This is a genomic window from Terrisporobacter petrolearius (genome assembly GCF_020748185.1).
Lineage (GTDB): Bacteria > Bacillota > Clostridia > Peptostreptococcales > Peptostreptococcaceae > Terrisporobacter > Terrisporobacter petrolearius.
The window spans coordinates 13,853-37,274 of record NZ_JAHZMO010000032.1; the positions used below are offsets into that span (position 1 = coordinate 13,853).

General features: G+C 27.2%; 24 protein-coding genes and 1 pseudogene. 19 read left to right on the forward strand and 6 right to left on the reverse strand.

Translation table 11 applies throughout. From position 1 onward, the window contains the following. Positions 1-3 precede the first annotated feature (3 nt). From K0040_RS14930 to K0040_RS14950, 5 genes are all read left to right on the forward strand, one after another. On the forward strand, positions 4-1,740 hold the full coding sequence (locus tag K0040_RS14930) for an ABC transporter ATP-binding protein (RefSeq protein ID WP_228109563.1): 1,737 nt from the start codon (positions 4-6) through the stop codon (positions 1,738-1,740). Next, positions 1,733-3,406: an ABC transporter ATP-binding protein gene (locus K0040_RS14935; RefSeq protein WP_228109564.1), complete on the forward strand. Its 1,674-nt coding sequence runs from the start codon at positions 1,733-1,735 to the stop codon at positions 3,404-3,406. The genes K0040_RS14930 and K0040_RS14935 overlap by 8 nt, the downstream gene beginning before the upstream one ends. 123 nt (positions 3,407-3,529) lie before the next feature. Next, positions 3,530-4,672: a YybI family spore inner coat protein gene (locus K0040_RS14940; RefSeq protein ID WP_228109565.1), complete on the forward strand. Its 1,143-nt coding sequence runs from the start codon at positions 3,530-3,532 to the stop codon at positions 4,670-4,672. A gap of 112 nt (positions 4,673-4,784) precedes the next feature. Continuing rightward, positions 4,785-5,057 carry a metal-sensing transcriptional repressor gene (locus K0040_RS14945; protein ID WP_074917101.1) on the forward strand — a complete coding sequence of 91 codons (273 nt, stop codon included), beginning with the start codon at positions 4,785-4,787 and terminating at the stop codon, positions 5,055-5,057. Between the two features lie 162 nt (positions 5,058-5,219). Then, positions 5,220-7,148, forward strand: a complete 1,929-nt coding sequence (locus K0040_RS14950) for a heavy metal translocating P-type ATPase (protein WP_228109566.1) — start codon at positions 5,220-5,222, stop codon at positions 7,146-7,148. Between the two features lie 465 nt (positions 7,149-7,613). Here the strand turns inward: K0040_RS14950 and K0040_RS14955 are convergent, their stop codons facing one another. Further along, positions 7,614-7,826 (reverse strand): DUF378 domain-containing protein, encoded by a 213-nt coding sequence (locus tag K0040_RS14955; RefSeq protein ID WP_228109567.1) that lies wholly within the window; start codon positions 7,824-7,826, stop codon positions 7,614-7,616. A gap of 174 nt (positions 7,827-8,000) precedes the next feature. Here K0040_RS14955 and K0040_RS14960 point away from each other — a divergent pair, with 174 nt between their 5' ends. The 7 genes from K0040_RS14960 to K0040_RS14985 all read left to right on the forward strand — a co-directional run bounded on the left by K0040_RS14960 (position 8,001) and on the right by K0040_RS14985 (position 12,393). Further along, positions 8,001-8,570 carry a biotin transporter BioY gene (locus K0040_RS14960; RefSeq protein WP_228109582.1) on the forward strand — a complete coding sequence of 190 codons (570 nt, stop codon included), beginning with the start codon at positions 8,001-8,003 and terminating at the stop codon, positions 8,568-8,570. Positions 8,571-8,648: 78 nt separating this feature from the next. After that, positions 8,649-9,611 (forward strand): biotin synthase BioB, encoded by a 963-nt coding sequence (gene bioB, locus K0040_RS14965; RefSeq protein WP_228109568.1) that lies wholly within the window; start codon positions 8,649-8,651, stop codon positions 9,609-9,611. Next, the gene (gene bioD / locus K0040_RS14970) at positions 9,604-10,278 is read left to right on the forward strand and encodes a dethiobiotin synthase (RefSeq protein ID WP_228109569.1); all 675 of its coding nucleotides are present in this window, start codon (positions 9,604-9,606) and stop codon (positions 10,276-10,278) included. The genes bioB and bioD overlap by 8 nt, the downstream gene beginning before the upstream one ends. A gap of 51 nt (positions 10,279-10,329) precedes the next feature. Next, positions 10,330-10,527 (forward strand): dihydrofolate reductase family protein, encoded by a 198-nt coding sequence (locus tag K0040_RS21120; protein WP_331476334.1) that lies wholly within the window; start codon positions 10,330-10,332, stop codon positions 10,525-10,527. 33 nt (positions 10,528-10,560) lie between these two features. Next, a complete protein-coding gene (locus K0040_RS21125; protein ID WP_331476337.1) occupies positions 10,561-10,866 on the forward strand; it encodes a dihydrofolate reductase family protein in 306 nt (101 codons plus the stop codon). A gap of 95 nt (positions 10,867-10,961) precedes the next feature. Beyond that, positions 10,962-11,261, forward strand: coding sequence for a (2Fe-2S)-binding protein (locus K0040_RS14980; protein WP_228109570.1), 300 nt, complete (start codon positions 10,962-10,964; stop codon positions 11,259-11,261). Between the two features lie 220 nt (positions 11,262-11,481). Then, positions 11,482-12,393, forward strand: a complete 912-nt coding sequence (locus tag K0040_RS14985) for a GTP-binding protein (protein ID WP_228109571.1) — start codon at positions 11,482-11,484, stop codon at positions 12,391-12,393. Between the two features lie 89 nt (positions 12,394-12,482). Here K0040_RS14985 and K0040_RS14990 read toward each other — a convergent pair whose 3' ends face one another. Continuing rightward, positions 12,483-13,403, reverse strand: coding sequence for a pseudouridine-5'-phosphate glycosidase (locus K0040_RS14990; protein WP_228109572.1), 921 nt, complete (start codon positions 13,401-13,403; stop codon positions 12,483-12,485). A 28-nt stretch (positions 13,404-13,431) separates the two neighbouring features. Continuing rightward, complete coding sequence (locus tag K0040_RS14995) at positions 13,432-14,523, reverse strand: PfkB family carbohydrate kinase (RefSeq protein ID WP_228109573.1); 1,092 nt, start codon at positions 14,521-14,523, stop codon at positions 13,432-13,434. 318 nt (positions 14,524-14,841) lie between these two features. Here K0040_RS14995 and K0040_RS15000 point away from each other — a divergent pair, with 318 nt between their 5' ends. Both K0040_RS15000 and K0040_RS15005 read left to right on the forward strand, forming a co-directional pair. After that, positions 14,842-16,470 carry a Kae1-like domain-containing protein gene (locus K0040_RS15000; RefSeq protein ID WP_228109574.1) on the forward strand — a complete coding sequence of 543 codons (1,629 nt, stop codon included), beginning with the start codon at positions 14,842-14,844 and terminating at the stop codon, positions 16,468-16,470. Positions 16,471-16,575: 105 nt separating this feature from the next. Then, positions 16,576-17,055 (forward strand): hypothetical protein, encoded by a 480-nt coding sequence (locus tag K0040_RS15005; RefSeq protein WP_228109575.1) that lies wholly within the window; start codon positions 16,576-16,578, stop codon positions 17,053-17,055. A 28-nt stretch (positions 17,056-17,083) separates the two neighbouring features. On the opposite strand, the gene K0040_RS15010 is transcribed toward K0040_RS15005, so the two are convergent. The 3 genes from K0040_RS15010 to K0040_RS15020 all read right to left on the reverse strand — a co-directional run bounded on the left by K0040_RS15010 (position 17,084) and on the right by K0040_RS15020 (position 18,347). Continuing rightward, positions 17,084-17,380, reverse strand: coding sequence for a winged helix-turn-helix transcriptional regulator (locus K0040_RS15010; RefSeq protein WP_228109576.1), 297 nt, complete (start codon positions 17,378-17,380; stop codon positions 17,084-17,086). Between the two features lie 197 nt (positions 17,381-17,577). Next, positions 17,578-17,895 carry a winged helix-turn-helix transcriptional regulator gene (locus K0040_RS15015; protein WP_228109577.1) on the reverse strand — a complete coding sequence of 106 codons (318 nt, stop codon included), beginning with the start codon at positions 17,893-17,895 and terminating at the stop codon, positions 17,578-17,580. A gap of 140 nt (positions 17,896-18,035) precedes the next feature. Continuing rightward, on the reverse strand, positions 18,036-18,347 hold the full coding sequence (locus K0040_RS15020) for a FadR/GntR family transcriptional regulator (protein ID WP_331476335.1): 312 nt from the start codon (positions 18,345-18,347) through the stop codon (positions 18,036-18,038). Between K0040_RS15020 and K0040_RS15025 the strand changes: the two are divergent. From K0040_RS15025 to K0040_RS15045, 5 genes and pseudogenes are all read left to right on the forward strand, one after another. Continuing rightward, a pseudogene (locus K0040_RS15025) lies at positions 18,302-18,502 on the forward strand (dihydroxy-acid dehydratase); the annotation flags it as partial. The gene K0040_RS15020 and the pseudogene K0040_RS15025 overlap by 46 nt on opposite strands. Positions 18,503-18,975: 473 nt before the next feature. After that, complete coding sequence (locus K0040_RS15030; RefSeq protein ID WP_228109578.1) at positions 18,976-20,397, forward strand: alanine/glycine:cation symporter family protein; 1,422 nt, start codon at positions 18,976-18,978, stop codon at positions 20,395-20,397. Positions 20,398-20,898: 501 nt separating this feature from the next. After that, entirely contained in the window at positions 20,899-21,078 is a 180-nt protein-coding gene (locus K0040_RS15035) for a hypothetical protein (protein WP_228109579.1), read from the forward strand. Continuing rightward, complete coding sequence (locus tag K0040_RS15040; protein WP_228109580.1) at positions 21,056-21,337, forward strand: EAL domain-containing protein; 282 nt, start codon at positions 21,056-21,058, stop codon at positions 21,335-21,337. The genes K0040_RS15035 and K0040_RS15040 overlap by 23 nt, the downstream gene beginning before the upstream one ends. A 507-nt stretch (positions 21,338-21,844) precedes the next feature. Next, complete coding sequence (locus tag K0040_RS15045; protein WP_228109581.1) at positions 21,845-23,230, forward strand: aminopeptidase; 1,386 nt, start codon at positions 21,845-21,847, stop codon at positions 23,228-23,230. Positions 23,231-23,422: the final 192 nt, after the last annotated feature.

A 23,422-nucleotide genomic window follows, 5' to 3' on the forward strand; every position in this document is an offset into this window, starting at 1 on the left:
TATATGAGAAAAAGATTAACCAAGTCTATAAAAAATCCTGATAAAATAAAGAATTACTGGCTTAAGGAAAAGAACACAGTAATTTTGCTCACTATATTTGGGATTTTGTACAATGTAGGGATGGTTGCAAGGCCTATTTATCAAGGAAAACTAATTGATGCTTTAATTGCGAAAATTAGTTTTAATAAATTAATAAACGTAGCTTTAATATTTATATTTATTACATTTATAGTTCAATTTTTCAGATATTATAAAAGATATTATGTGCGACAATTTGCTAATAGGACCACAGCAACCATGAGATTTATGCTTTATAATAATATTTTAAATAAAACTGAAAAAGAGTTAAGTGAAGAAAATATGGGAAGTATTATGACAAAGACTATTTCTGATGTGGATGTTTGTGTAGAAGGGATGAGAAAATCTACTACAGAAGTATTTGACACAGGAGTTCTCTTTGTATCATACTTAATAACATTGCTACAGTATGATGTTAAAATTACATTGTATGCCTGCATCTTCATACCTGTTGCCATATTAATTGCAGAAGAATTAAAAATAATTATTTTTAAATTAACAAAAGCTTATAGAAGTCAAATATCTAAAGTGTCAGATATAACTTATGACATGATAGACAATGCAATTTTATATAGACTATATGGAAGAGAGATGGATAACAAAAGTATTTATGAAAAAGAACTAGAAGACTTTGAGAAAAAAGCAATTACAGCAAATATATGGGAAAATGCCATGCAACCAATTTATAATGTTATTGCCATGGGTGGAATTGTATTTGTCATAATTCTCATGGGAGAAAAAGTTTACAAAGGTGATTTTACTATTGGTGAGTTTTCTGCTTACATTTCCATATTTTCTGTAATGGCAGTAAAAGCCAGCAGAATTGCTAGGCTATTTAATACAATTCAAAAATCTAGAGTATCCTGGAATAGAATAAAACCTTACTTAAAAGAATACAGTCAAATAGATAAAAACTTTGAAAAAATAGAAGAAAATACAAAAGTTGAAGCTAAAAATTTATATTTTAAATATAGTGAAGAATATATAATAGAAAATCTTAATTTCCAAGGAAGAGAAAATCAAATAATTGGAATAACAGGACCTATAGGTTGTGGTAAATCAACCATAGGGAAAATATTTTTAGCAGAATATGACTATGAGGGCAGTTTAACAATAGATAATAAAGAACTGCGAGATTATACTGAATATGAAAGAAGTAAAATAATATCTTATTTAGGACACAATCCTCATTTGATTTCAGACACTATTTATAACAATATAACTTTAGGAGATGAGGGAGATATTACTCATGTGCTTAATATGGTTTGTTTTACTGAAGATTTAAAATTTATGGAACATGGAATAGATACTCTAGTGGGCAATGGTGGAATAAGACTTAGTGGAGGTCAACAAGCTAGAATTGCTTTAGCAAGAACTCTTTATCATAAAAATAAAATACTAATATTAGATGACCCTTTTTCAGCAGTTGACATGAACACGGAAAAAATCATAATAAGTAACTTGCAAAACAATTATAAAGACTGTTTTATTTTACTAATTTCCCATAGATTATCAATTTTTAAATACTTAAATGAAATAATATTGATAAATGATAATAAAACTTTGGAATATGGAAATCATGAAAAATTATTAAATTCATCTAAACTATACAATCAACTTTATTCTTTACAACAAAGAAAAGAAGGTGATAAAGATGAGTAAAAAGCATATAAAAACCAATAGTAAGGTTGTAAAACTAATAATAAATGTATTTAAAGAATATAAATTACTTACTTTTTTACTTTTTTTCATAATAATTGGAATTATTAGTTTTAGTTTAGCAACACCTCAAGTATTAAAATATATTATAGATGATTATTTGACAGTTGGAGGAAAAAGTTTATTATTTCCATCTTTACTATACTTTGCAACAATTGTGCTTCTTGGTATTTTCAACCTTGGAAAAGAAGGAGTCATAACTATATTTGGACAGAAAATCATAAGAAAGATTAAAGAAGAAATGATGATAAAGTTGGAGAAAATCCCTATAGGCTATTTGTCTAAAAATGAAAGTGGATCCGTAGTATCTCGTTTTTCCAACGATGTGGAAGCTATAGGTTCATTATTTACAAGCGGTATAGTTAGTATGTTTGTAGATGCTTTTAAGATTATAGGTATTGTGATTTCCATTTGGATATTTAGTTATAAGCTTGCAATTCTAGTTTTATTTATAATACCTGTAGTGTATTTTTTCACTAGAGAATTTCAGAAAAAAATGTTAAAAGCTCAAAAATTATATCGTGTTTTAACAGCTAAAGTAAACAACCATATACTAGAAAGCATAAATAATATACAAATGATTAAGTCTTTTTCTAAGGAAGAATATATGGAAAATAAATATATGGATTATTTAGATAAAAGTTATGAAGCTATGGATAAAATAAATTTCTATGACTCAATTTTTTCTCCTATAATTTTGGTACTAAGAGCAGTTGTTATAGCTATTGTAGTTATTTTGTCTAGTGATTATTTATCTTTCTTAGGAATTTCTATAGGTACTGTTGCAGCAGCTATAGAGTTAATAAATAATATATTTACACCAATAGAAAATCTAGGTATGGAGCTACAAAATATTCAACAGTCCATAGCAGGAATTTATAGAATAGATGAATTCTTAAATGAGAAAGAAGAAACAAATAAGAATGTTGATTTTACATATGAGAAAATTATAAATAGTAATTTAAATATAGAACTTAACAATGTAAACTTCCACTATGAAGAAGGTGAAAATATTTTAGAAAATATAAATCTTAGCATAAAACACAAAGAAAGCGTAACTTTTGCAGGGAGAACAGGTTCAGGAAAGACAACACTTTTTAAATTAATTCTTGGGCTTTTGGAGCCAAGTAGTGGTAGTGTAACTTTAAGTAATGTAAAAGTTAGTGAAATACCTAATTATGAAAAGCGAAAAATCTTTGGATATGTTGAGCAGTCTTTTTCTTTTATTAAGGGAAGTGTAAGAGAGCAAATTAGTTTGAAAGACAAAAAAATAAGCAAAGAAGATATAGAAAATGCCATGAAATTTGTAGGCTTACATGATTATATAATAAATCTAGAAGAAGGATACGACACATTAGCATCTCCTCATCTTTTTTCACAAGGACAAAGACAATTACTATCAATTGCGAGAGCTCTAGTAACATCACCGCCAATTATGTTACTAGACGAGATTACAGCAAATTTAGATTCAGAAACAGAAGAAAAAATTATTTCTGTGCTAAGTGGTGTATCTTCTGAAAGAACTGTACTTTCTATTTCTCACAGACTAACATCTGTTTTAACATGTGATAGAATAATTAAATTGGAAAATAAAAATATGGCTATGTAAAAACAAAAACCTCCTCCAAAATAAAAATATTATAATTTTTAAAATGAGATAGTATTAGTAATAAGGACAATCCATGATAAATAAATAATATATTAGAATCAAATAATTGGGGGAGGAGTTTTTATGACATTCAACAATAAAAAAGTAATAATTGATGCAGCTTATGGCAGCATAACTAATAAATATTCAGATGATAAAGTTGTATTAGTTGGGGAATTTCATGATGAAAAAGATAATTATGCAAATAGCTTACAGCTTGTTATAAATAGAGAAAATGATTTGCCCATTACTATAGATGTCCCATACAACGGATATAATATGCAACTTTTTGTGGGAGATTTTACTGGGGATAGAATAGATAATATAATGATTAGAGGAGAGTATAAAAATCCCCAAGTTGATAAAGATGGCCATGACAATTTAATAAGTTATGAATTAGGTGTGATTTACAAATATGAAAGTGAGAAGTTAATAGAAATTTTTAATATGGATAAATATAAAAATAATAATTTAGCTTGTGCCAAATTTAAAAGCAATTATAGAACTTCAGTCTCATGTGGTAAGAAAAAATATTTAATAGACTTATCTACAAGGCCTAAAGAATATTTAAATAAAATATACGATGAAGATAAAATAGTAAAAACTAATTTAAAACCAACCTTAGATAATCCCAGTGAGATTTTTCCTATAAAAGAAGTTTTTAATGATTATTATAACTTGCTTATTTATCAAAGAATTGTGGGAATTAATAGTGACGTTATTGGAACAATTGAAACACTAATCAATCTTAATAATAACAAGATAAATATTATATATGAAGGGTTATTATCATATCCATATGAAGAAGCTGATATATTTAAAAATAAATTAAAAAATCAGTTTAAGGAAAGAAGAAAAATACTTGAAGGTAGTAAATTTACAAAAACATATTCTTCAAAAAAAAATAATAATAGTCGAAATGATGATTTAAACTTAATAATAAAATCCCTGGATGAAGAAGGAAATAAACTATATGTTGATGCATATTTACTTAACTTGAAAAGTTATGAGATAAAATCATTAAGCCATCTGAAAGTTATATTAAAAGATGACAAAAGTAGAATAGTAGGAAATAAAGTTTTTAATAAAGTTGATATAGGTGAAGGTTTAAAACCAAAGGAAAGAATAAGAATATTACTATCTTTCTTTTCAAATGAATATAATATGTTTCAGGACTTAGATATAAATAATTTAATTTGTGAAATTAATTATGATGCAAGAAGTTAAAAATTTTCACAAAAATTATCTAGTAAAATTTAACATATAATAATATAATGACTATAATACAAATAGATAAAAATCCATTATATATAAATGAAAACAATTAGGAGGATAACTTATGAAACAATGTATGGATTCAGATAATATACACAGAAGAATGAAAAAATTAATAGGTCAGTTAAATGCTGTTGATAGAATGGTGGATGAAGATGTGCCTTGTGAAGATATAATTATGCAAATTAATGCAGCAAAATCAGCTCTTCACAAAGTAGGTCAAATAGTATTAGAAGGTCACTTACATCACTGTGTTAAAGAGGGAATAGAACATGGTGATGCAGATAAAACAATAGAAGATTTTGCAAAAGCTATTGAATATTTTTCAAGAATGTAAATATAATTAAATATAAATTTTATAAAACAAGGTTGTTTAGCAAGGGCTAATAACCTTGTTTTATTTTTGAAATAAATATTCTTGTTGTTAAATTATACCTATAGGGGTATAATTTAAATATACCCAGGGGGGTATAATATAATAAGGAGGAGTAAGTATATTATGAAGAATATATTTGAAGATGAAATAAAAAGAGATATTTTATTTCTAGTAATATCAGGTATTGCACTTATATTTAGTTTTAGCCATATAAAACTATTTAATTTAGATTTAGCTTGGATCTCCATAATATTTTGTGGTATTCCAATAATAAAAGAAGCTATAGAAGGTTTATTTACAGAGTTTGACATAAAAGCAGATGTACTAGTATCCATGGCACTTATTGCATCAGTAATAATTGGAGAGGTATTTGCAGCTGGTGAAGTGGCATTTATAATGCAAATAGGAGCATTTCTTGAAGAATTTACAGTAAAAAAATCAAGAAAAGGAATTGAAAAACTAGTACACTTAACACCAACGTTAGCAAGAGTAATGGCAAATAATGAGGAAAAATCCATTAATGCAAAAGACGTAAAGGTTGGAGATATACTTAGAGTTAACCCAGGAGAAGTAATACCGGTGGATGGAGTAATTATAAAAGGAAAGACTTCCATAGACAACTCTATTATGAGTGGAGAATCTATTCCACTTGATTTAAGTGAAGGAGATAGTGTATATTCTGGGGCAGTTAACCAATTTGGATCTTTTGAGATGAAAGCAACAAAAGTGGGAGAAGATAGTTCTATTCAAAGAATGATAAAGCTAGTTGAAAGTGCAGATGCTAGCAAAGCAAAAATAGTAGGTGTAGCAGATAAATGGGCAACATATATTGTTATAGCTGCTTTTTCCAGTGCTATTTTAACTTGGTTAGTAACAGGAGAAATAATAAGAGCCGTTACAATTCTTGTTGTATTTTGTCCTTGTGCTTTAGTATTGGCAACACCAACTGCTATAATAGCAGCCATAGGCAATGTTTCGAAACATGGTATTTTAGTAAAAGAAGGAGATGCACTAGAGAGACTTTCAAAGATAAATAAAATTACTTTTGATAAAACAGGTACTTTAACTTATGGAAAGCCAAAGGTGGAAGAGGTTGTAAGTGTGATAGATAATTTAAGTAATGAAGAACTTTATGAAATAATTGCTTCATGCGAATTATACTCAGAGCATCCTCTTGGTAGAGCTATAGTAGCTTCTTTTAAAGAAAATCACAAAATGGAAATAATACCTCCTCATGAATTCAAAATAATTCCAGGTAGAGGAGTAGTTGCAAAATTAAATAATAAGAAAATAATAGCTGGTAATAAATATTTACTTTTAGATGAAAAATTTAAAAGAGATGAAATTAGATTTATTAGAGAAAAATATAAAAATAAAGGTAAATCCATAATTTATATAGGAATAGATAATAAAATTGGTGGTTATGTAATACTTAGTGATAAACTTAGAGATGAGTCTAAGTTTATGATAAAAAGTATAAAAAATTTAGGAATAACACCTGTTCTTTTAACTGGAGACAATAAATATGTGGCACAGAGTATTGCATCCCAAGTTAATATAGAAGAAGTGAAATCTGAATGTTTTCCACAGGATAAATTAGAAATAATTGAAGATAGTCAGATAAAAGAAAAGAAACTGGTTTGTATGGTTGGAGATGGAATAAATGATGCCCCAGCCCTTAAAAAAGCATTTGTTGGAATTGCCATGGGTGGTGTAGGTAGTGATATAGCAGTAGATGCAGCAGATATTGTACTTGTTAGAGATGATATAGATAATTTGCCTCATTTGCTAACATTATCAAAACATATGATGAAGACTATTAAGATAAATCTTGCTTTTTCCATGGGACTTAACTTTGTGGCAGTTATTCTTGCCATGACAGGTATGCTAGGTCCTGTAGTAGGGGCTCTTGTTCATAATGCTGGTTCAGTTTTAGTTATTATTAATTCTGCCTTACTTTTAAAATATAATAATAATTCAAATAAAAATGAAAAATATTTTAAAAATGAAACTTCAAGAAAAAACAAAGAATTAAGTTGTTCAAGTTTATAAAAACACATAAAAAAATCCTTGCTTTACCGATCAAGCAAGGATTTTAAAATATATTTTAAAAAGGGGTTTTTAGGGAATATATTTATTTGGGGAGTAATCAGTTATTGGGGAAATAACTGTATACTTATAATAACAAAGTTCGACAAACTTCGCAATAGTAAAAAATATTTTTATGAAAAATATTTATTAAGAATAAAAAGAGTATAGATTTATAAGTTCAATTTATACTTTTTATTTTTATAGAGATTAAAATGTCTATCTAGGATTATCGGATTTGCTTATTCTAAATTAATGTATTAATAATAAGATAAAAATGATTTTAACAATATTCACATCACAAACTTCTTAAGTTTTTGCATACATGTAATAGACACAGTATTACTTCCATAAGTAAATTAAAAAAATAAATAAAAAGTATTTGATGATATTAATTAAATCATCAAATACTTTTTTTATTAGGCAATATTAAATGTAAAGTAGTATAAATTGTACGCCTACATAAAGAGCAGAAAGTCCTACTAATGTATATACAATTCTACTTATGGCACTTATATTACCAAAAGTTCCTCCCCCAGCTAGTAGGGCAGCTACTAAATCAAATTTAAATAATCCTACTAGATCCCAGTTAATAGCTCCAATAAGAACTAAAGTAAGACAAATGTTATAAAGTATATCCATTATAATTCCTCCTTAACTAATAATTGTAATTAGTTTGTGTAAAAAAAGGAAAATAATTCAACTGTAATTTACAATATTAAATGTAAACCTAATAAAATAAAAAGGTTGACATAAATAAAAATCATAATTATACTTCTAATTATAAACTTAGAAAATTTAGGAGGATAAAACGTGATGGATTTAAAAAATAAAACATATAAAATAGTTATTTGTGGCTTATTTGCAGCAATGATTTCTGTAAGTGCATTTATTCAAATACCAATACCAAATCTTGATTATTTTACACTACAATTTTTAATTGTGTTGTTAGCAGGTATGTTACTTGGATCAAAGCTTGGAGGAATTTCAGTATTAGTTTATGTTATAACAGGTCTTATGGGATTTCCAATATTTGCAGCAGGTGGAGGACTTACATATATGCTAAGACCTAGTTTTGGATATTTAATAGGATTTATATTATGTGCCTTTGTTACAGGATTTGTTTGCGAAAAAATAAAAAGTAAAAAAATATCTAAGTATTTAATAGCAGCTTTTTGTGGATTTTTAGTTACTTATGCTATTGGACTTATATATAAATATTTTATTTTGAATTTTTATATGGGAACAAAAGTGCCTTTTATAACAATACTGCTATCGTGTTTTCCACTAGACATTCCTGGGGATCTAGTTTTATGTATTATGGCTAGTTTAGTAGGCTCAAAATTAAGTAAATATGTAAAAAGAGAAAATATAAATTATGCTTAAAGCTGTATTTTCATTTAAAAAATTAGTGAAATATACTTAAAAATTAGTAAAGATGTTAATTTAAAGGGAGTTATAATTATGCTTAAACATATTAGTGAAAAAATATTAAATAAAGAGTTAATAGATAAAAATACTGCTTTAAGTTTATTGAAATGTGATGTAGAAGATTTATGCAAAGAAGCGGACAAAATTAGAAAGTATTTTTGTGGTAGTGAATTTGATTTATGTACCATAGTAAATGGCAAAAGTGGCAGATGCTCAGAAGATTGCAAGTTTTGTGCTCAATCAAGTCACTATAAATCTGAAGTTGAAAATTATGAATTACTAGGTACAAATTTAATGAAAAAAGAAGCAATTTACAATTATGAAAAAAATGTAGGTCGTTATTCTGTTGTTACAAGTGGGAAAAAGTTAAGTTCAAAAGAAGTAGACTCTCTATGTGACACATATATAGAAATAAGAAAAAGTTGTAAAATTAAATTATGCGCTTCTGGTGGTTTATTAACTTATGAAGAGTTATGCAAATTAAAATATGCAGGTGTTACAAGATACCATAATAATCTGGAAAGCAGCAAAAGATTTTTCCCACAAATATGTACCACTCATACTTATGATGAAAAAATTCAAACTATAAAAGCTGCTAAGAAAGCCGGTCTTACAGTTTGTTCTGGTGGTATAATGGGCCTTGGTGAAAATATGGAAGATCGTGTTGATTTAGCATTTACTCTTAGAGATTTAGGAATAACTTCAGTGCCTATTAATATACTAAATCCTATAAAAGGTACACCCTTAGAAAATAACAAAGTATTAACATTGGACGAGGTAAGAAAAATAGTCGCTATTTATAGATTTATTTTACCTAATGCACAACTTCGTTTGGCTGGAGGTAGAGGACTTTTAGAAGACAAGGGTTTAAGTGTTTTCTCATCTGGTGCCAATGCTGCAATTACAGGAGATATGTTAACCACTTCTGGAATTACTATTGATGAAGATATGAAAATCATGAAGAAACTTGGATATGAGGTGAAGTGTAATGAATAGAGGTGTATTTATTACAGGTACTTCCACAGATGTGGGAAAAACTTATATTAGTACTTTAGTAGTAAAAAATCTTAGAGAAAATAATGTGAATTGTGGATATTTTAAAGGCGCTTTAAGTGGAGCTTATTTGGAAGAAAATGAACTAATACCTGGAGATGCAAAAGAAGTCTGTACCAGAGCAAATATAAATTGTAAACCAAAAGATTTAGTAAGCTATACTTTTAAAGAACCAGTATCTCCACACCTAGCAGCAAAAATAAATAATGAATTTATTGAGTTAAATAAAATAAAAGAAGATTTTGATAGAATTAGTAAGAACTATGACTTTATGGTTGTTGAGGGATGCGGAGGAATTGTTTGTCCTCTAAGATTTGATGATAAAAAAATAATGTTAACTGATATTATAAAACTAATAAATTATCCTATTATTGTAGTTGCTGGTGGAGGCCTTGGAACAATAAATGATACAGTTCTTACTGTAGAATATGCCAAATCTCAAGGAATTTCAATAACAGGAATTATTCTTAATAACTATGACGAAAGCAATTTGATGCATATTGATAATAAAAAAATGATAGAAAAACTAACTAAGATACATGTTATTGCCTGTGTAAAAGAAAACGATGAAAATATTAACATATTAAAAGTATTAATAATGGATATATAAAGGAAATACTATTTGAAGGTATTTAACTAATGAAGAAAAAGAAGAAATATAATGAAGAGAAAAATAATCTTTAACTTAGCTATGAGTATAGATGGATATATTAGTGATGATGATGGAGGATACGAGTGGATTGTAGGAGAAAATAATAATTCACTGGATACCAAAGAACAATTTGAGTTTAATAAATTTTTAGAAACTTGCGATACAATAGTAATGGGAAGGAAGTCTTATGAAGATATACCAAAATAAACTTTTGATGAGTTTTCAGATAAAAAAGTTTATATAGTTACAAATAAAAAACTTAGTGTTAATAAAGATAATGTGGAAATTATAAATGGAGATATTGTTGAAAAGATACTTAAGTTAAAAAATGAAGAAGGAAAGAATATATGGATATTTGGTGGAGCAATTTTAGCAGATGCATTTATCAAAGCTGATGTTATAGATGAATATATAATTGGTATAATTCCATGTATATTAGGTAAGGGAAGAAAGTTATTTTTAGAAAATAATCCGACTATAAATCTACATTTAAAAAATTATAGTTTATCAGATGGAATTGCAGTTTTAACTTATGCAAAAAGATAGAATATATTAATTATATTTGTATAAAGCTACACTAAAATGGAATAATAAATTTAAAATAAAAAGTAATATTATATTTAAATATAAGGAGTATACATATGATTTTAGACAAGGAAAAATATATAAAAGTTAGATCAGCTCAAGCCCAAGGAGCTAGAACAGTGCAAGATGTTAAAGACATGACAGATATAGTTATAGAAAATGATGAAGAATATAGTGAGATTGATAGGCTAGTTCAAAATGTTTGTAAATGTCAAAATATATCTGTAAATGAAGTAGTAGCAGCAGTAAAAAATGGTGCACAAACAGTAGAACAAGTAATGGAAGAAACTAATGCAGGTACTGGCTGTGGTAGATGTAAAGGAATAATAGCAAATATTTTAGAAAACAAAAAATAGTTAAGTAAAAAAGCCTTAGTAAATAGAAAACTATTTCTAAGGCTTTTTACTTAAGTTGTACAATCTAAATTATATATTAAAAGCATCAGTTTTTCAGGTTAATAAATCAATTAAATTTATATGTACTTAAATATTATAGAAAATATCAATTTCAATAAATGTTTTTTATATGGTAATCTTAAATTGAGTTAAGTTAAATTAAGACCAAAGGGGACATAAAATGAGTATAAAAATTGATATTATATCAGGATTTTTAGGTGCGGGAAAAACAACTTTTCTAAATGAATTTATTAAAAATACAGATGAAAAAATTGCTATTATTGAGAATGAATTTGGAGATGTTTCTATAGACAGTGATTTAATAAAGGGAGATTATACAGTGAAAGAATTACCCTCAGGTTGTATATGTTGTAGTTTAATAGGCAGCTTCAAAGAGGCGATACTATCTTTAAGTGAAGAAGTTAGTTTAGACAGAATTATAATTGAACCTTCCGGTGTTGCTATGTTATCAGACATAGTTAAATTGTGCGAAAATATATGTAAGTCTTCAAAGAAAGAAATGACAATCAGCAATATAATCACCATAGTGGATTTATGTAATTTTTATGAATATGAGGGTAATTTTGGGAATTTTTACTTAAATCAAATAAAAAATGCAAACATTATACTACTTAGTCATTTGAAAGAAGTAGATAAAAATCAAATAAAAACGATTATTGATAAACTTTGTAGGTATAACGAGGAAGCTTATATAATAGAAGAAGACTGGTATTTTGAAAGAAAATTAAATTTAAAAAATTATATTGAAGCTTTAGAGACAAATAGAGTTGTTATAAAAGAAAATTTAAAGGAAACAAGTAGAATCAAGAAGTTATTGAAATCTATTACAATAGATAAACCTAAGGTTTTTACAGAAGAAGAGTTAAAAGAAGTATTAGAACTACTAAAGGGTAAAAAACATGGATATGTATTAAGGGCAAAAGGTATAATTCAAATTGAAAAGGGTAAAACTGTTCATTTTGACTTTACTCCAAATAACTATTCTTATGAATATATGGGTGAAATATGTGAGGCTAAAGTAGTGATAATAGGATTGCTTTTAAATACAAAATCGATAAAAGAATTATTTTAAATGAAGGCCAAAGTTAAAATAAGGATAAAAAACAAGGGGCTGTGGTACAAAAGTTAAAAGCTATTGTACTACAGCCATTTTTGGGGTTATTATTTGTTTAAGTCAGCTAAATCTTTTGCTATATTAGCAGCAACTTTAGCATTGTTGTAAACAAGTTCTATATTAGAAGCAAGAGATTTACCTTCAGTTATAGTTTTTACTTTGTCTAATAAGAAAGGAGTAACTTGCTTTCCGCCTATGTGTTTTTCTTTTGCTTCTTTTAAAGCAGATTCTATGGCATTAGTTATAGTGTCGTAGTCCATTTCGAACTCCTTAGGTATTGGATTAGCTATTACCATACCACCTTTTAAGTTTAAGTCCCACTTAGCTTTTAGAGCCTCAGCTACTTCCATAGAAGAGTCAACTCTGTAGTCAACACCAAATCCTGAATTTCTAGTGTAAAAAGCAGGCATTTCTTCAGTTCCAAAACCTACTACTGGAACACCGTGAGTTTCTAAGTATTCTAGGGTTAAACCAATATCTAAGATAGACTTAGCTCCAGCACATATAACAGCAACGTCAGTGTTAGCTAATTCTTCTAAGTCAGCAGATATATCCATAGTAGTTTCAGCTCCTCTATGAACTCCACCTATTCCACCAGTAGCAAATACTTTTACTCCAGCAAGATCTGCAAGTATCATAGTAGTAGCAACAGTAGTAGCTCCAGTTAATTTTTTAGAGATTATAAAGGGTAAATCTCTTCTAGATGCTTTAACTACATTTTTGCTTGTAGCTAAGAATTCTATTTCTTCTTTAGTTAAACCAACTTTTAAAACTCCATCTAGTATAGCTATAGTTGCAGGAACTGCACCATTTTCTCTTATTATATTCTCAACATTACTAGCCATTTCAACGTTTTGTGGGTATGGCATACCATGAGATATTATTGTAGATTCTAAAGCAACAACTGGCTTTCCTTCTTTAACTGCTGCTTCAACTTCGGGATGTATTTGTAAGTATTTTTTTAACATTTTATTAACTCCTTTATTCTTTATATAATTAGATATTTAATTCTTTGATTTTTTGTTTTATTAAATCTTCACTTAAGTTTGGATTGATAGTATTTTTATGGGATAGTGCTAAAATTGATGCTCCAACAGATAACTTTGCAGTTTGTTCTATATCAAGATCATTCATAAATCCATATACTATACCGGACATAAAAGCATCTCCAGCTCCAGTGGCATTTACTATATCAATTTTTATGCCAGGTATATGCAGTGTTTTTTCTTTGTTAGCACAATATACGCCATCGCTACTTAGTGTTATAAATACACTTTTAACACCTTTTTCTATAAAGTATTCACAAGATTTTTTAGCGTCATCTAAGTTTTCTATTTTAATTCCAGATAATGTTTCGGCTTCATACTTGTTTAATTTAATTACTTCGAACTTATGAAGTATATCTTTTATTTTTACACATTTAGCAGTAGAAACAGTATCTAGAAAAATTGGTAAATGACTATAATTTCTTGTTATAAAATCTATAGTTTCCTTAGATAAATTAGTATCTAAAACTATAGCCTTGGAATCATCTATTGATTTGTGTTTTGAATGAATAAAAGTTTCATCCAGTTTTTCGATAATGTCCATATGACTTATGGCAAGTTGCATATCTTTTGAATGATTTAATATAGAAATATAAATTGATGTAGAGTATTCATCTGATACAAAACAATCATTAACATCTATATTTAGATTTTTACACTCAGAAAGAATAGTATTTCCATATAAGTCATTTCCTATAGCTGAAATAAGTTTAGTATTTACACCAAGTCGGCTTAAATTTTCTGCTATATTTCTACCAACTCCACCCATGGATATGTCAACCATGCCAGGGTTAGAGTCATGCATCACTAGAGGATTATTTGGAAATCCTTGAATATCCATATTTGATCCACCAATAACTGTAACGTAATTTTCTCTTCTTAAAATGTAACCTTTGCCTAAAATCTGTCCCTTTTTCATTAAATTAGTTATATGAACAGCCACAGAAGCACGAGATATATTAAGTATATCAGCCAGTTCTTGTTGTGAAATCATAGGATTACTTTTTAGGATTTGTAAAATTTCTTTTTCTCTGTAAGTCATTTAATCACCTAAAATTAATATTTGTTTATACATATAAACATTTGTTAAAAATATAATACCATCATTGCTTACAAAGAGCAATACTTTTTTGTATAAAATAAACAAGTAGTGTGTTATAAATATAAAAAGTGATAAATATGATATACTATATAATATATTTAATATTAATAAATGAAGTTAGATTTATAAAAGATTGTGTATACTGTTAAAAAACTATATATGTATTTTGTAAGGAAATTAAGAATATTTATAATATAGAAGATATTTTACAAATAGGGGGTAGTCTATGAATAAAAAAGAAAGAAATGAAGTGATAATATGAATAGTAATAAAACAGAGGAATTTGAAATAGAAAATAAAGAAATAAGAATGGAAAGTAATCATTTAGATAGGCGGTCTTATTGCCAACCACCTTGCTACAAAAATAATGAGCTTAATCTTAAGTTAATAGATAAATATGGCAGAGAGTATAATGACAATAAAAAAATTATGGCGAAAGTAAAAAGACTTATAAAAATAGGTAAGATAATAGCAATTAAAGGACTAAAAGGATTTTATTTAGTTTGTGATGGAACAAACCACAAAGCCATAGCAAACTTAAGAAAAAGAAAAAATATAAAATCAAAATCTTTATCTTTGATGATGAAAGATATTGATGAAGTTAAAAATCATTGTTATCTTAATGAAAAAGAGAAGATTCTGTTAAATAGGAGTGATAAACCTATAGTTATTTTAACAAAGAAAAACAGTAACCTACCTAACAACATTTCCTTTAATAAAGATTCTTTAGGAGTGATGTTACCATCCACAGCTATTTATAGTATGTTGTTTGATGATGACCTTAAAACTTTAGTAATAACAAGTGGAAATACAAGTGGTATGCCTATGGCATATGAAAATGAAGATGCTTTGGAAGCTTTAAAAAATATTGCGGATTATTTTGTGATTCATAATAAAAAAATTGATGTTCCAAGGGAAAAACTTGTGTTTAAAGTACTTTTAAATGAAGAGAGAATAAGAAAAATTGGAAGAGTATATGATTTAATTAATTTAAAAGATAGTTGTATAAGCAAAGCAAATATTAATCATAATCACGCTCATATAGTAAGTTGCATGTTTGAAAACAATGTAAAAGAAAAAGTTATAGGATTGTGCTTTGATGGAACTGGCTGTGAAGATGATGAAAATTTATGGGGAAGTGAGTTTTTAATTTGTGACAACAAAGACTTTAAAAAAGTAGGTCACTTAAAATATATGAAAATGCCTGGGGGAGATAATGCAACTAAAGAGCCTTGGAAGATGGCAGTAAGTTTGATTGAGTCGTGGTCAAGTAATAAACTAAATTTGCCTGTGGAAGAGTTAATAAGTAATTTAAGTATAAACAATCTTTTTAGCTATATTAAATATAAAAACTATAAAACCATACTATACATGATTAAACACAATGTTAATACACCTTTTACTTCTTCAATGGAAAGATTGTTTGATGGAATAAGTGCATTTTTAAATTTTCAAAATAAAGTTTCTTATGAAGGAGAAGCTTGTATAGAATTAGAGAATTTGGCAAAGAGATCTATGAACACAAAGGATTACTATAAATTTGAAATTAACTATGAAAATAATAAGTTTGTTGTAGACACAGATTATATAGTAGAAGAAGTATTCAAAGACGTTATAAATAATATAAATCCATGTGTTATAGCTATGAAATTTCACAATACTATAGTGGAATTTTCTTTCAGAATATGTCTTTACTTAAGAAAACTATATCACATAAATATAGTTGCCTTAAGTGGAGGAGTATTTGAAAATGATATAATATTTACAAGATTATATGAAAAATTAAATAACAATAATTTTCAAATATTAACTCATAAAATTTTTCCATGTAATGATTCTAATTTAACAATAGGTCAATTAATAATAGGCATTAATAAAGCAGAATAATTATTTATATTAAGAGATGAAATTAATCCCTTAGCCGATTTTTTCAGCTATGATTTTTTCAGCTATAATGTAAATATATACATATTTATCAAAGGGGGAGTGTATATGGAAAAGGAAATAGTATATAAAAGGTCTAGAAAAGATATATTAATGTATCTACTTTTAGTGATAATTGCTGATTTAGGTTGTTCCTATATGATATTGTGTGGCTCTTATATATTAGGAATTATATCATTGGTTATATTTGGAGTAGCAACACTATATTCAATCAAGTTATTAATTATACCTAATGTAATTCTTACTGTTAACAAAGAAGGAATTAAAACAAAGTATACAAAGGGTAAATATATATCTTGGAATGAAATATCTGAAATTTATATTGATAAAGACTCATACAAAGACAGACCAGTAGATGTATTGGCAATAAAGCTAAAAAAAGAAGGGCAAGAAGTAAAAAATATAAAATTTCCACAACCTAAAAATAAGGTAAGAGGAGACTACAATTTAAATCTTAAATACTCTGATGGTAAATTGGAAGATGCATATACACAAATAAGAGATTTTTATAGAAATAATATAAAATAAATAAAAGCCAAGGATTTTTCCTTGGCTTTTATGCTAATAATTCAAATTGTTTAATAAGTTTTGCATATTCATATCCTTTTGAAGTTAAGAAGTATTCTACTCTTGGAGGATATTCATAAAAATACTCTTTATTAATTAAGTTATCACTTTCTAATTCTTTTAGTTTATCACATAGCACTTTATGGCTTACTTCACCAATAGATCTTTGTAGAGCAGTAAATCTTTTCCTACCAGTTGATAGATTATAAAGTATGAAAGATTTGTATTTGCCTCTTATAGAATGAAAATTATTTTCCATGTTGACTGTATCATGATGATTATTCATTTTAATTCTCCTTTAACTAATTATATATATATATATTGCACAGAAAATAAAATATAATACTTACTAAAAGGTAACTATCCTAGAAAAAAATAAATGAAAAATACATTGCAAATTTTAGCAAAAAATAAATGCCAAGTTATTTAACTTGGCATTTATTTTTTTATATAATTAGTATATATCATTTGTAAATATATCTCCTATACTGCGATACTATCCACATCCACATAACTACGTAGAGATCTTACACATTCCCAACCTTTTATGGTTAAGAAATATTTTATTTCAGCAGGATATGAATAGTCAACGCTTTTGTATATTAATCCTATTTCTTCTAATTGCTGGAATTTTAAACTTATTAAATCAAAACTCACACCGTCCATTAATTTTTGAAGGCTAAATAGAGTTTTTCCACCAGATTGTAAATTGCACATTATGATAGTTTTACATTCACATCTAATTGGATCAAATCCTATAACTTGTTTACAAACCTTATTTTCTTCTCTTTCATTTTTCAAAGTAATCACCTTTCCTTTTGGAATATTCTTGATTTATTTAACTATATTAGCAATAAACTTTATTTATTACTTTAAATATAGTATATACAAAAATGGTTAGAAAAGCTACTAATTTTCAGAAAATTTTGAAAAGTAATTTATTAACAATTTTGCTTACTTTGTATACCGAATACAGTCATAGTATTTATATTATGTAACTCCATAGCAACCTTGGCACCGTCAGCATTTCCATCCTTGATAAAGTCCATAATCATTTTATGATCTCTTAGAGTTAACTCATTTGTCTTATGAAATTTCTTAGATAAATTAACACCTTTGTTAATGGCTTCATTAATAATAGGCATTAAATCTTTAATAAAAGCATTATGGCTAGCCTTAGCAATCGCGTTGTTAAAATATAACTTAAGAAGGTCCAAAGGGAGGACCTGGAATGAGAGAAATGTTAAATCCAACCTCAGCCATAGCAGGTATGGGTCTAGGAGAATGTGTTGCTCTTATAATAGATGGACGTTTTTCTGGGGTATCCATAGGTCACGTTTCACCAGAAGCAGCAGTTGGCGGACCTATAGCTTTAGTTAAAGAAGGGGATTTAATAAGAATAAATATAAATATAATAAAAATGAAGAATATCTAGAATATGACCCTGTATATGCAGTTTATAGAAATAAAGAAAAATTAAAATATGAAAAGTTAGATATTAAAAATTTATATATAGATGTCTCCATAATTAATATTTATTCTAATACTAAGGGAGAAGAATATAGAAGCACTAATTTTGACTTTGGTTTTAAATATGAAGAGTAATTAATTAGAATTGCGAATAAATAAAGATATTCTGAAATTGATCTTGCAAAACGTTTTAGAATACCTTTATTTTTATGTTGAAAAAAATGAAGGAAAACTGTTTTTCTTAATCTTTTGTTGAATAAATTGCAACATAATAATTGAATTATGCAAAAAAATCTTGTAATTTAAGAAAAAATATCTTATAATTAATTTTAATGAATGAAGTGTGAATGAATTATGCATTTTTTGCATTAATAAAACAAAAAAATAAATATAATTGGAGGAAAAAATATAATGGAATTATTAAACAATCTAATATTAAGTATTAGTGACGTCTTATGGTCAAAAGTTCTTATAGTAATGTTAATTGTACTAGGACTTTACTTTACTTTTAGGACAAAGTTTGTACAATTTAGGTATTTTGGAGAAATGTTTAGGCTTTTAGGCGATGGAGCTAAGGGAGAAAAGAAAGAAGGCGCTGTTTCATCATTCCAAGCTTTCTGTATATCAACAGCATCTCGTGTTGGTACGGGTAATATAGCAGGTATTGCAATGGCAGTTGTTGCTGGAGGACCTGGATCAGTATTTTGGATGTGGTTAATAGCTCTTATTGGTTCAGCATCAAGTTTTGTGGAAAGTACGTTAGCACAAATATATAAGGTAAAAGATGGTGAAGGATTTAGAGGAGGACCTGCATATTATATAGAACAAGGTCTTGGAAGTAAAAAGATGGGAATGTTATTCTCAATTCTTATAACAATATGTTATGGATTTGTGTTTAATGCAGTTCAATCAAACACAATAACAGCTGCATTTAACAATGCTTTTGGAGTAGATAAATTTGTAATAGGAGTAGTTATTGCTATACTAACAGCGTTAGTAATATTTGGCGGTGTCCATAGAGTTGCAAAAGTTTCTGAAATAATAGTGCCAGTGTTGGCAGTTATGTATATATTAGTTGCATTATTTGTTGTGGTAATTAATATAACAGAAATACCAGGAATAATAGTAACTATATTTGAAAGTGCTTTTGGAGTTAGAGAAATGGCTGTAGGTTCAATGAGTGGTATGATATTAGTTGGTATAAAAAGAGGATTATTCTCTAACGAAGCAGGTATGGGTTCTGCACCAAATGCTGCGGCAACTGCAGATACAACTCATCCAGTTAAACAAGGTTTAATCCAAAGTTTAGGTGTATTTACAGATACTATAGTGATTTGCTCATGTACTGCATTTATTATACTATTATACCCTAAATATTCAACAGCAGGACTTGACGGAATACAATTAACTCAGGCAGCTTTAAGCTCTCACATAGGATCAATAGGATATGTATTCCTAGCGATATGTATATTACTATTTGCATTCAGTTCTATAGTTGGTAACTACTACTATGGTCAATCAAATATAGAATTTATGAGTAACAGCAAAACAGTTATGAATTTATTTAGAGCGTTAGTTGTTGCTATGGTATTATTTGGTTCAGTAGCAACTGTTGAAATAGTTTGGAATTTAGCAGATGTATTTATGGGGTTAATGGCAATAATAAACTTAATAGCTATAGCCTTAATTGGTAGATATGCATTTATAGCTTTACAAGATTATACAGATCAAAAGAAAGCTGGAATAAAAGAACCTGTATTTGATGCTTCTAACATAAAAGGATTAGAAAACATTGAACACTGGAGAAATGATAGACAAGATAAAGCTATGTAATATAGATGATTTAAAAGCAAGATAAAGCTATGTAATATAGATGATTTAAAAGGGTGTATCAAAAATGAATATACCCCCAAAAAGTAGACAAATAATATAATATAATTTTTAACCAAAGTGCTAATTTTAAATTAGCACTTTTTAATTACTAGAAACCTGAATTATTACTTTTTTTACCATAAAATAATAGGTAGCAAAAAATACTAACTGAATTGAAGGGCTAATGGAATGCACAAAAAATAAGAAAAATACTCTTTATAGCTATATGTTTTACAATGATTTTTTCAAAAATAAATATTTTGTAGATACAAACAATAGAATAATTAAAGCATATATACAAAAGATAAGAAAATTGCTTATGGAGATGTAAATTATTTAAATGGAAAGAGATTAGCATATAATAAAGGAGATATAACTGTCCGTTGGATAAATAATGCATTTTGATGAAAAAATATAAAAGTATATTTAGTAGAAGTTAAAAGTATAGACGAATGTGTTCACATGCTTGAGAGTGATAGGGATGATGTTATATCTTTACTAAATGGCATTAATTTTAAAAATAATTATAATAATATATTTAACTACTCATCTGGCATTGTTTATATTGCTGGAAATAAAAATAGTAAAGACATAGTAAAAAAGTTCAATGCAATAATTAATGAAATATATAAGTTTAAATAATATAATAAGTTATTGCCTGCATACAACAAGTATTTTAGAAAATATTCATGCTAAATACTTAGAAGGTATAAAGCATACAATAGAAGCATTAAAAAATAATGGGCTCAAAATTGCTATAGATTATTTTGGGATAGAATATGGAAATTTAAATATGTTAGAAATTGTAGAGTTTGATATTATTAAACAAGATAAATACTTTATAATAATTTATATATTCAAGGATACTTTTACTCGAAGCCCTTACCTATTGAAGAATTAGAAAAATTTAATGTAAGATAATAATAAGTTGAAAATAAATATACAGATTTAAATATACAAATTAAAAGTAAAATTTAGCTTTTGTACTGGAATGATACCATATATCATTCCAGTATTTTTTGTTTTATTGATTTTATATTTTTTATATTTGATGTATTTGTACTTAAAGTGTTCATTTTTTAAATAAACAAACTAAGATTTGTTGAGTTATTTTGTTCTTAAACAAGAGTAATATTGTTGATTAAATGATTAAATCTTTCACAAATTAAATATTTAATCATTAATTACATTTGAATGATTATAAAAATAATAGTTAATTATATAAAAAATTAGAAATTGAAGAAAATATTTACTATTGCGAAAATATTTTTCTTGTTGAAATTTGTAAATGGTGTTGTTAGAATTTAAGCAAATAATAAAAATAAAGTAAAAATAGATATATATTTAATTTAGTAAATTACTTGATATAATTGTATTCATAAAATAAAATGTTTTGGGGGAGTGTATAATGAAATTAAATTACGAACTAAAAAATGGATGGGATGTTGTAAGAGAAAATAATGACTACGAAAATGTTTTTCGATACTCAAAAGAATATACTCAATTTCTAGATAAGGGTAAGACAGAAAGAAAATGTGTAAAAGAAATTGTTAAGATGGCTAAGGATAGAGGTTACATATCTTTGGAAGAGGCTATGTCAAACAAAGTAATAAAATCGGGGCAAAAGATATATGCAATTAATAGAGATAAAGGAGTAGCACTATTTGTTATAGGTGAAAAAAAAATATCAGAAGGTATGAAAATTATTGGAAGTCACCTTGATTCTCCTAGACTTGATTTAAAACAAAATCCTCTTTATGAAGATTCTGATTTAGCAATGTTAAAAACTCATTATTATGGAGGTATTAAAAAATATCAATGGGTTACAATTCCTTTAGCAATGTACGGAATTGTAATATTAAAAGATAATACATCTATGGAAATATCTATTGGTGATGGAGAAAATGATCCAGTATTTTGCATAACGGACTTATTACCTCATTTATCAGCAGACCAAAATTCTAAAAAAATGAGTGATGGTATAGGCGGAGAAGACTTAAATGTATTATGTGGAAATATACCTAATGAAAATGAAGAATTAGATAAAGTAAAATACACAATCTTAAAATTATTAAATGATAAATACGGAATGGATGAAGAAGACTTCCTTAGTGCAGAAATTGAAATAGTTCCTGCCGGATTTGCAAAAGATTTAGGAATAGACAGATCTATGATAATTTCATATGGTCACGACGATAGAGTTTGTTCTTTTGCAGGAATAAAAGCCATATTTGATATAGAAAATCCAGAGTATACAGCATCTGTAATTTGTGTTGATAAAGAAGAAATAGGATCAGAAGGTAATACGGGAATGAAATCGAAATTCTTTGAAAATGTAGTATCTGAGCTTATAAATTTACAAGAAGATTACTGTGAATTAAAAGTAAAAAGAGCATTTTATAACTCAAAAGTATTATCAGCAGATGTTACAGCTGGATATGATCCAAACTTTTCATCAGTATATGATAAGAACAACTCATGTCATATAGGTAGGGGTGTTGTAATTGCTAAATACACAGGATCTAGAGGTAAATCAGGAAGCAATGATGCAAATGCTGAGTTTGTATCTGAAATTAGAAATATGTTTAATAAAGAAAAGATAGTATGGCAAACTGCAGAGCTTGGAAAAGTAGACCAAGGTGGAGGGGGAACGATAGCATTTATTTTAGCTGATTATGGAGCGCAAGTTATTGACTGTGGTGTTGGGGTGTTAAGCATGCATGCTCCTTATGAAGTAATCTCAAAAGTAGATATTTATGAAATGTACAGAGGCTACAAAGAATTTATAAAATAAATCACAAATTTTAAGGAGATTTAACATGTCAAAGGAAAGTAGTAATACAAAAAACTTACACTAGTAGAGACTGTGAAGTTTTTTCTGTAAATAGCTTTCTATGATAAGTTTATTAAGGCATGGATATGAAAATTATGTATCCATGCCTTAATTTGAATGTAATTCCAATTTAATTGCATGTCAAGTACACCT

Excerpts from the sequence above, each read along its gene's own strand:
- K0040_RS14930 (WP_228109563.1), top strand. The coding sequence starts at position 4 with ATGAGAAAAAGATTAACCAAGTCTATAAAAAATCCTGATAAAATAAAG.
- K0040_RS14935 (WP_228109564.1), top strand. The coding sequence starts at position 1,733 with ATGAGTAAAAAGCATATAAAAACCAATAGTAAGGTTGTAAAACTAATA.
- K0040_RS14940 (WP_228109565.1), top strand. The coding sequence starts at position 3,530 with ATGACATTCAACAATAAAAAAGTAATAATTGATGCAGCTTATGGCAGC.
- K0040_RS14945 (WP_074917101.1), top strand. The coding sequence starts at position 4,785 with ATGAAACAATGTATGGATTCAGATAATATACACAGAAGAATGAAAAAA.
- K0040_RS14950 (WP_228109566.1), top strand. The coding sequence starts at position 5,220 with ATGAAGAATATATTTGAAGATGAAATAAAAAGAGATATTTTATTTCTA.
- K0040_RS14955 (WP_228109567.1), bottom strand. The coding sequence starts at position 7,826 with ATGGATATACTTTATAACATTTGTCTTACTTTAGTTCTTATTGGAGCT.
- K0040_RS14960 (WP_228109582.1), top strand. The coding sequence starts at position 8,001 with ATGGATTTAAAAAATAAAACATATAAAATAGTTATTTGTGGCTTATTT.
- bioB (WP_228109568.1), top strand. The coding sequence starts at position 8,649 with ATGCTTAAACATATTAGTGAAAAAATATTAAATAAAGAGTTAATAGAT.
- bioD (WP_228109569.1), top strand. The coding sequence starts at position 9,604 with ATGAATAGAGGTGTATTTATTACAGGTACTTCCACAGATGTGGGAAAA.
- K0040_RS21120 (WP_331476334.1), top strand. The coding sequence starts at position 10,330 with ATGAAGAGAAAAATAATCTTTAACTTAGCTATGAGTATAGATGGATAT.
- K0040_RS14980 (WP_228109570.1), top strand. The coding sequence starts at position 10,962 with ATGATTTTAGACAAGGAAAAATATATAAAAGTTAGATCAGCTCAAGCC.
- K0040_RS14985 (WP_228109571.1), top strand. The coding sequence starts at position 11,482 with ATGAGTATAAAAATTGATATTATATCAGGATTTTTAGGTGCGGGAAAA.
- K0040_RS14990 (WP_228109572.1), bottom strand. The coding sequence starts at position 13,403 with ATGTTAAAAAAATACTTACAAATACATCCCGAAGTTGAAGCAGCAGTT.
- K0040_RS14995 (WP_228109573.1), bottom strand. The coding sequence starts at position 14,523 with ATGACTTACAGAGAAAAAGAAATTTTACAAATCCTAAAAAGTAATCCT.
- K0040_RS15000 (WP_228109574.1), top strand. The coding sequence starts at position 14,842 with ATGAATAGTAATAAAACAGAGGAATTTGAAATAGAAAATAAAGAAATA.
- K0040_RS15005 (WP_228109575.1), top strand. The coding sequence starts at position 16,576 with ATGGAAAAGGAAATAGTATATAAAAGGTCTAGAAAAGATATATTAATG.
- K0040_RS15010 (WP_228109576.1), bottom strand. The coding sequence starts at position 17,380 with ATGAATAATCATCATGATACAGTCAACATGGAAAATAATTTTCATTCT.
- K0040_RS15030 (WP_228109578.1), top strand. The coding sequence starts at position 18,976 with ATGGAATTATTAAACAATCTAATATTAAGTATTAGTGACGTCTTATGG.
- K0040_RS15035 (WP_228109579.1), top strand. The coding sequence starts at position 20,899 with ATGCTTGAGAGTGATAGGGATGATGTTATATCTTTACTAAATGGCATT.
- K0040_RS15040 (WP_228109580.1), top strand. The coding sequence starts at position 21,056 with ATGAAATATATAAGTTTAAATAATATAATAAGTTATTGCCTGCATACA.
- K0040_RS15045 (WP_228109581.1), top strand. The coding sequence starts at position 21,845 with ATGAAATTAAATTACGAACTAAAAAATGGATGGGATGTTGTAAGAGAA.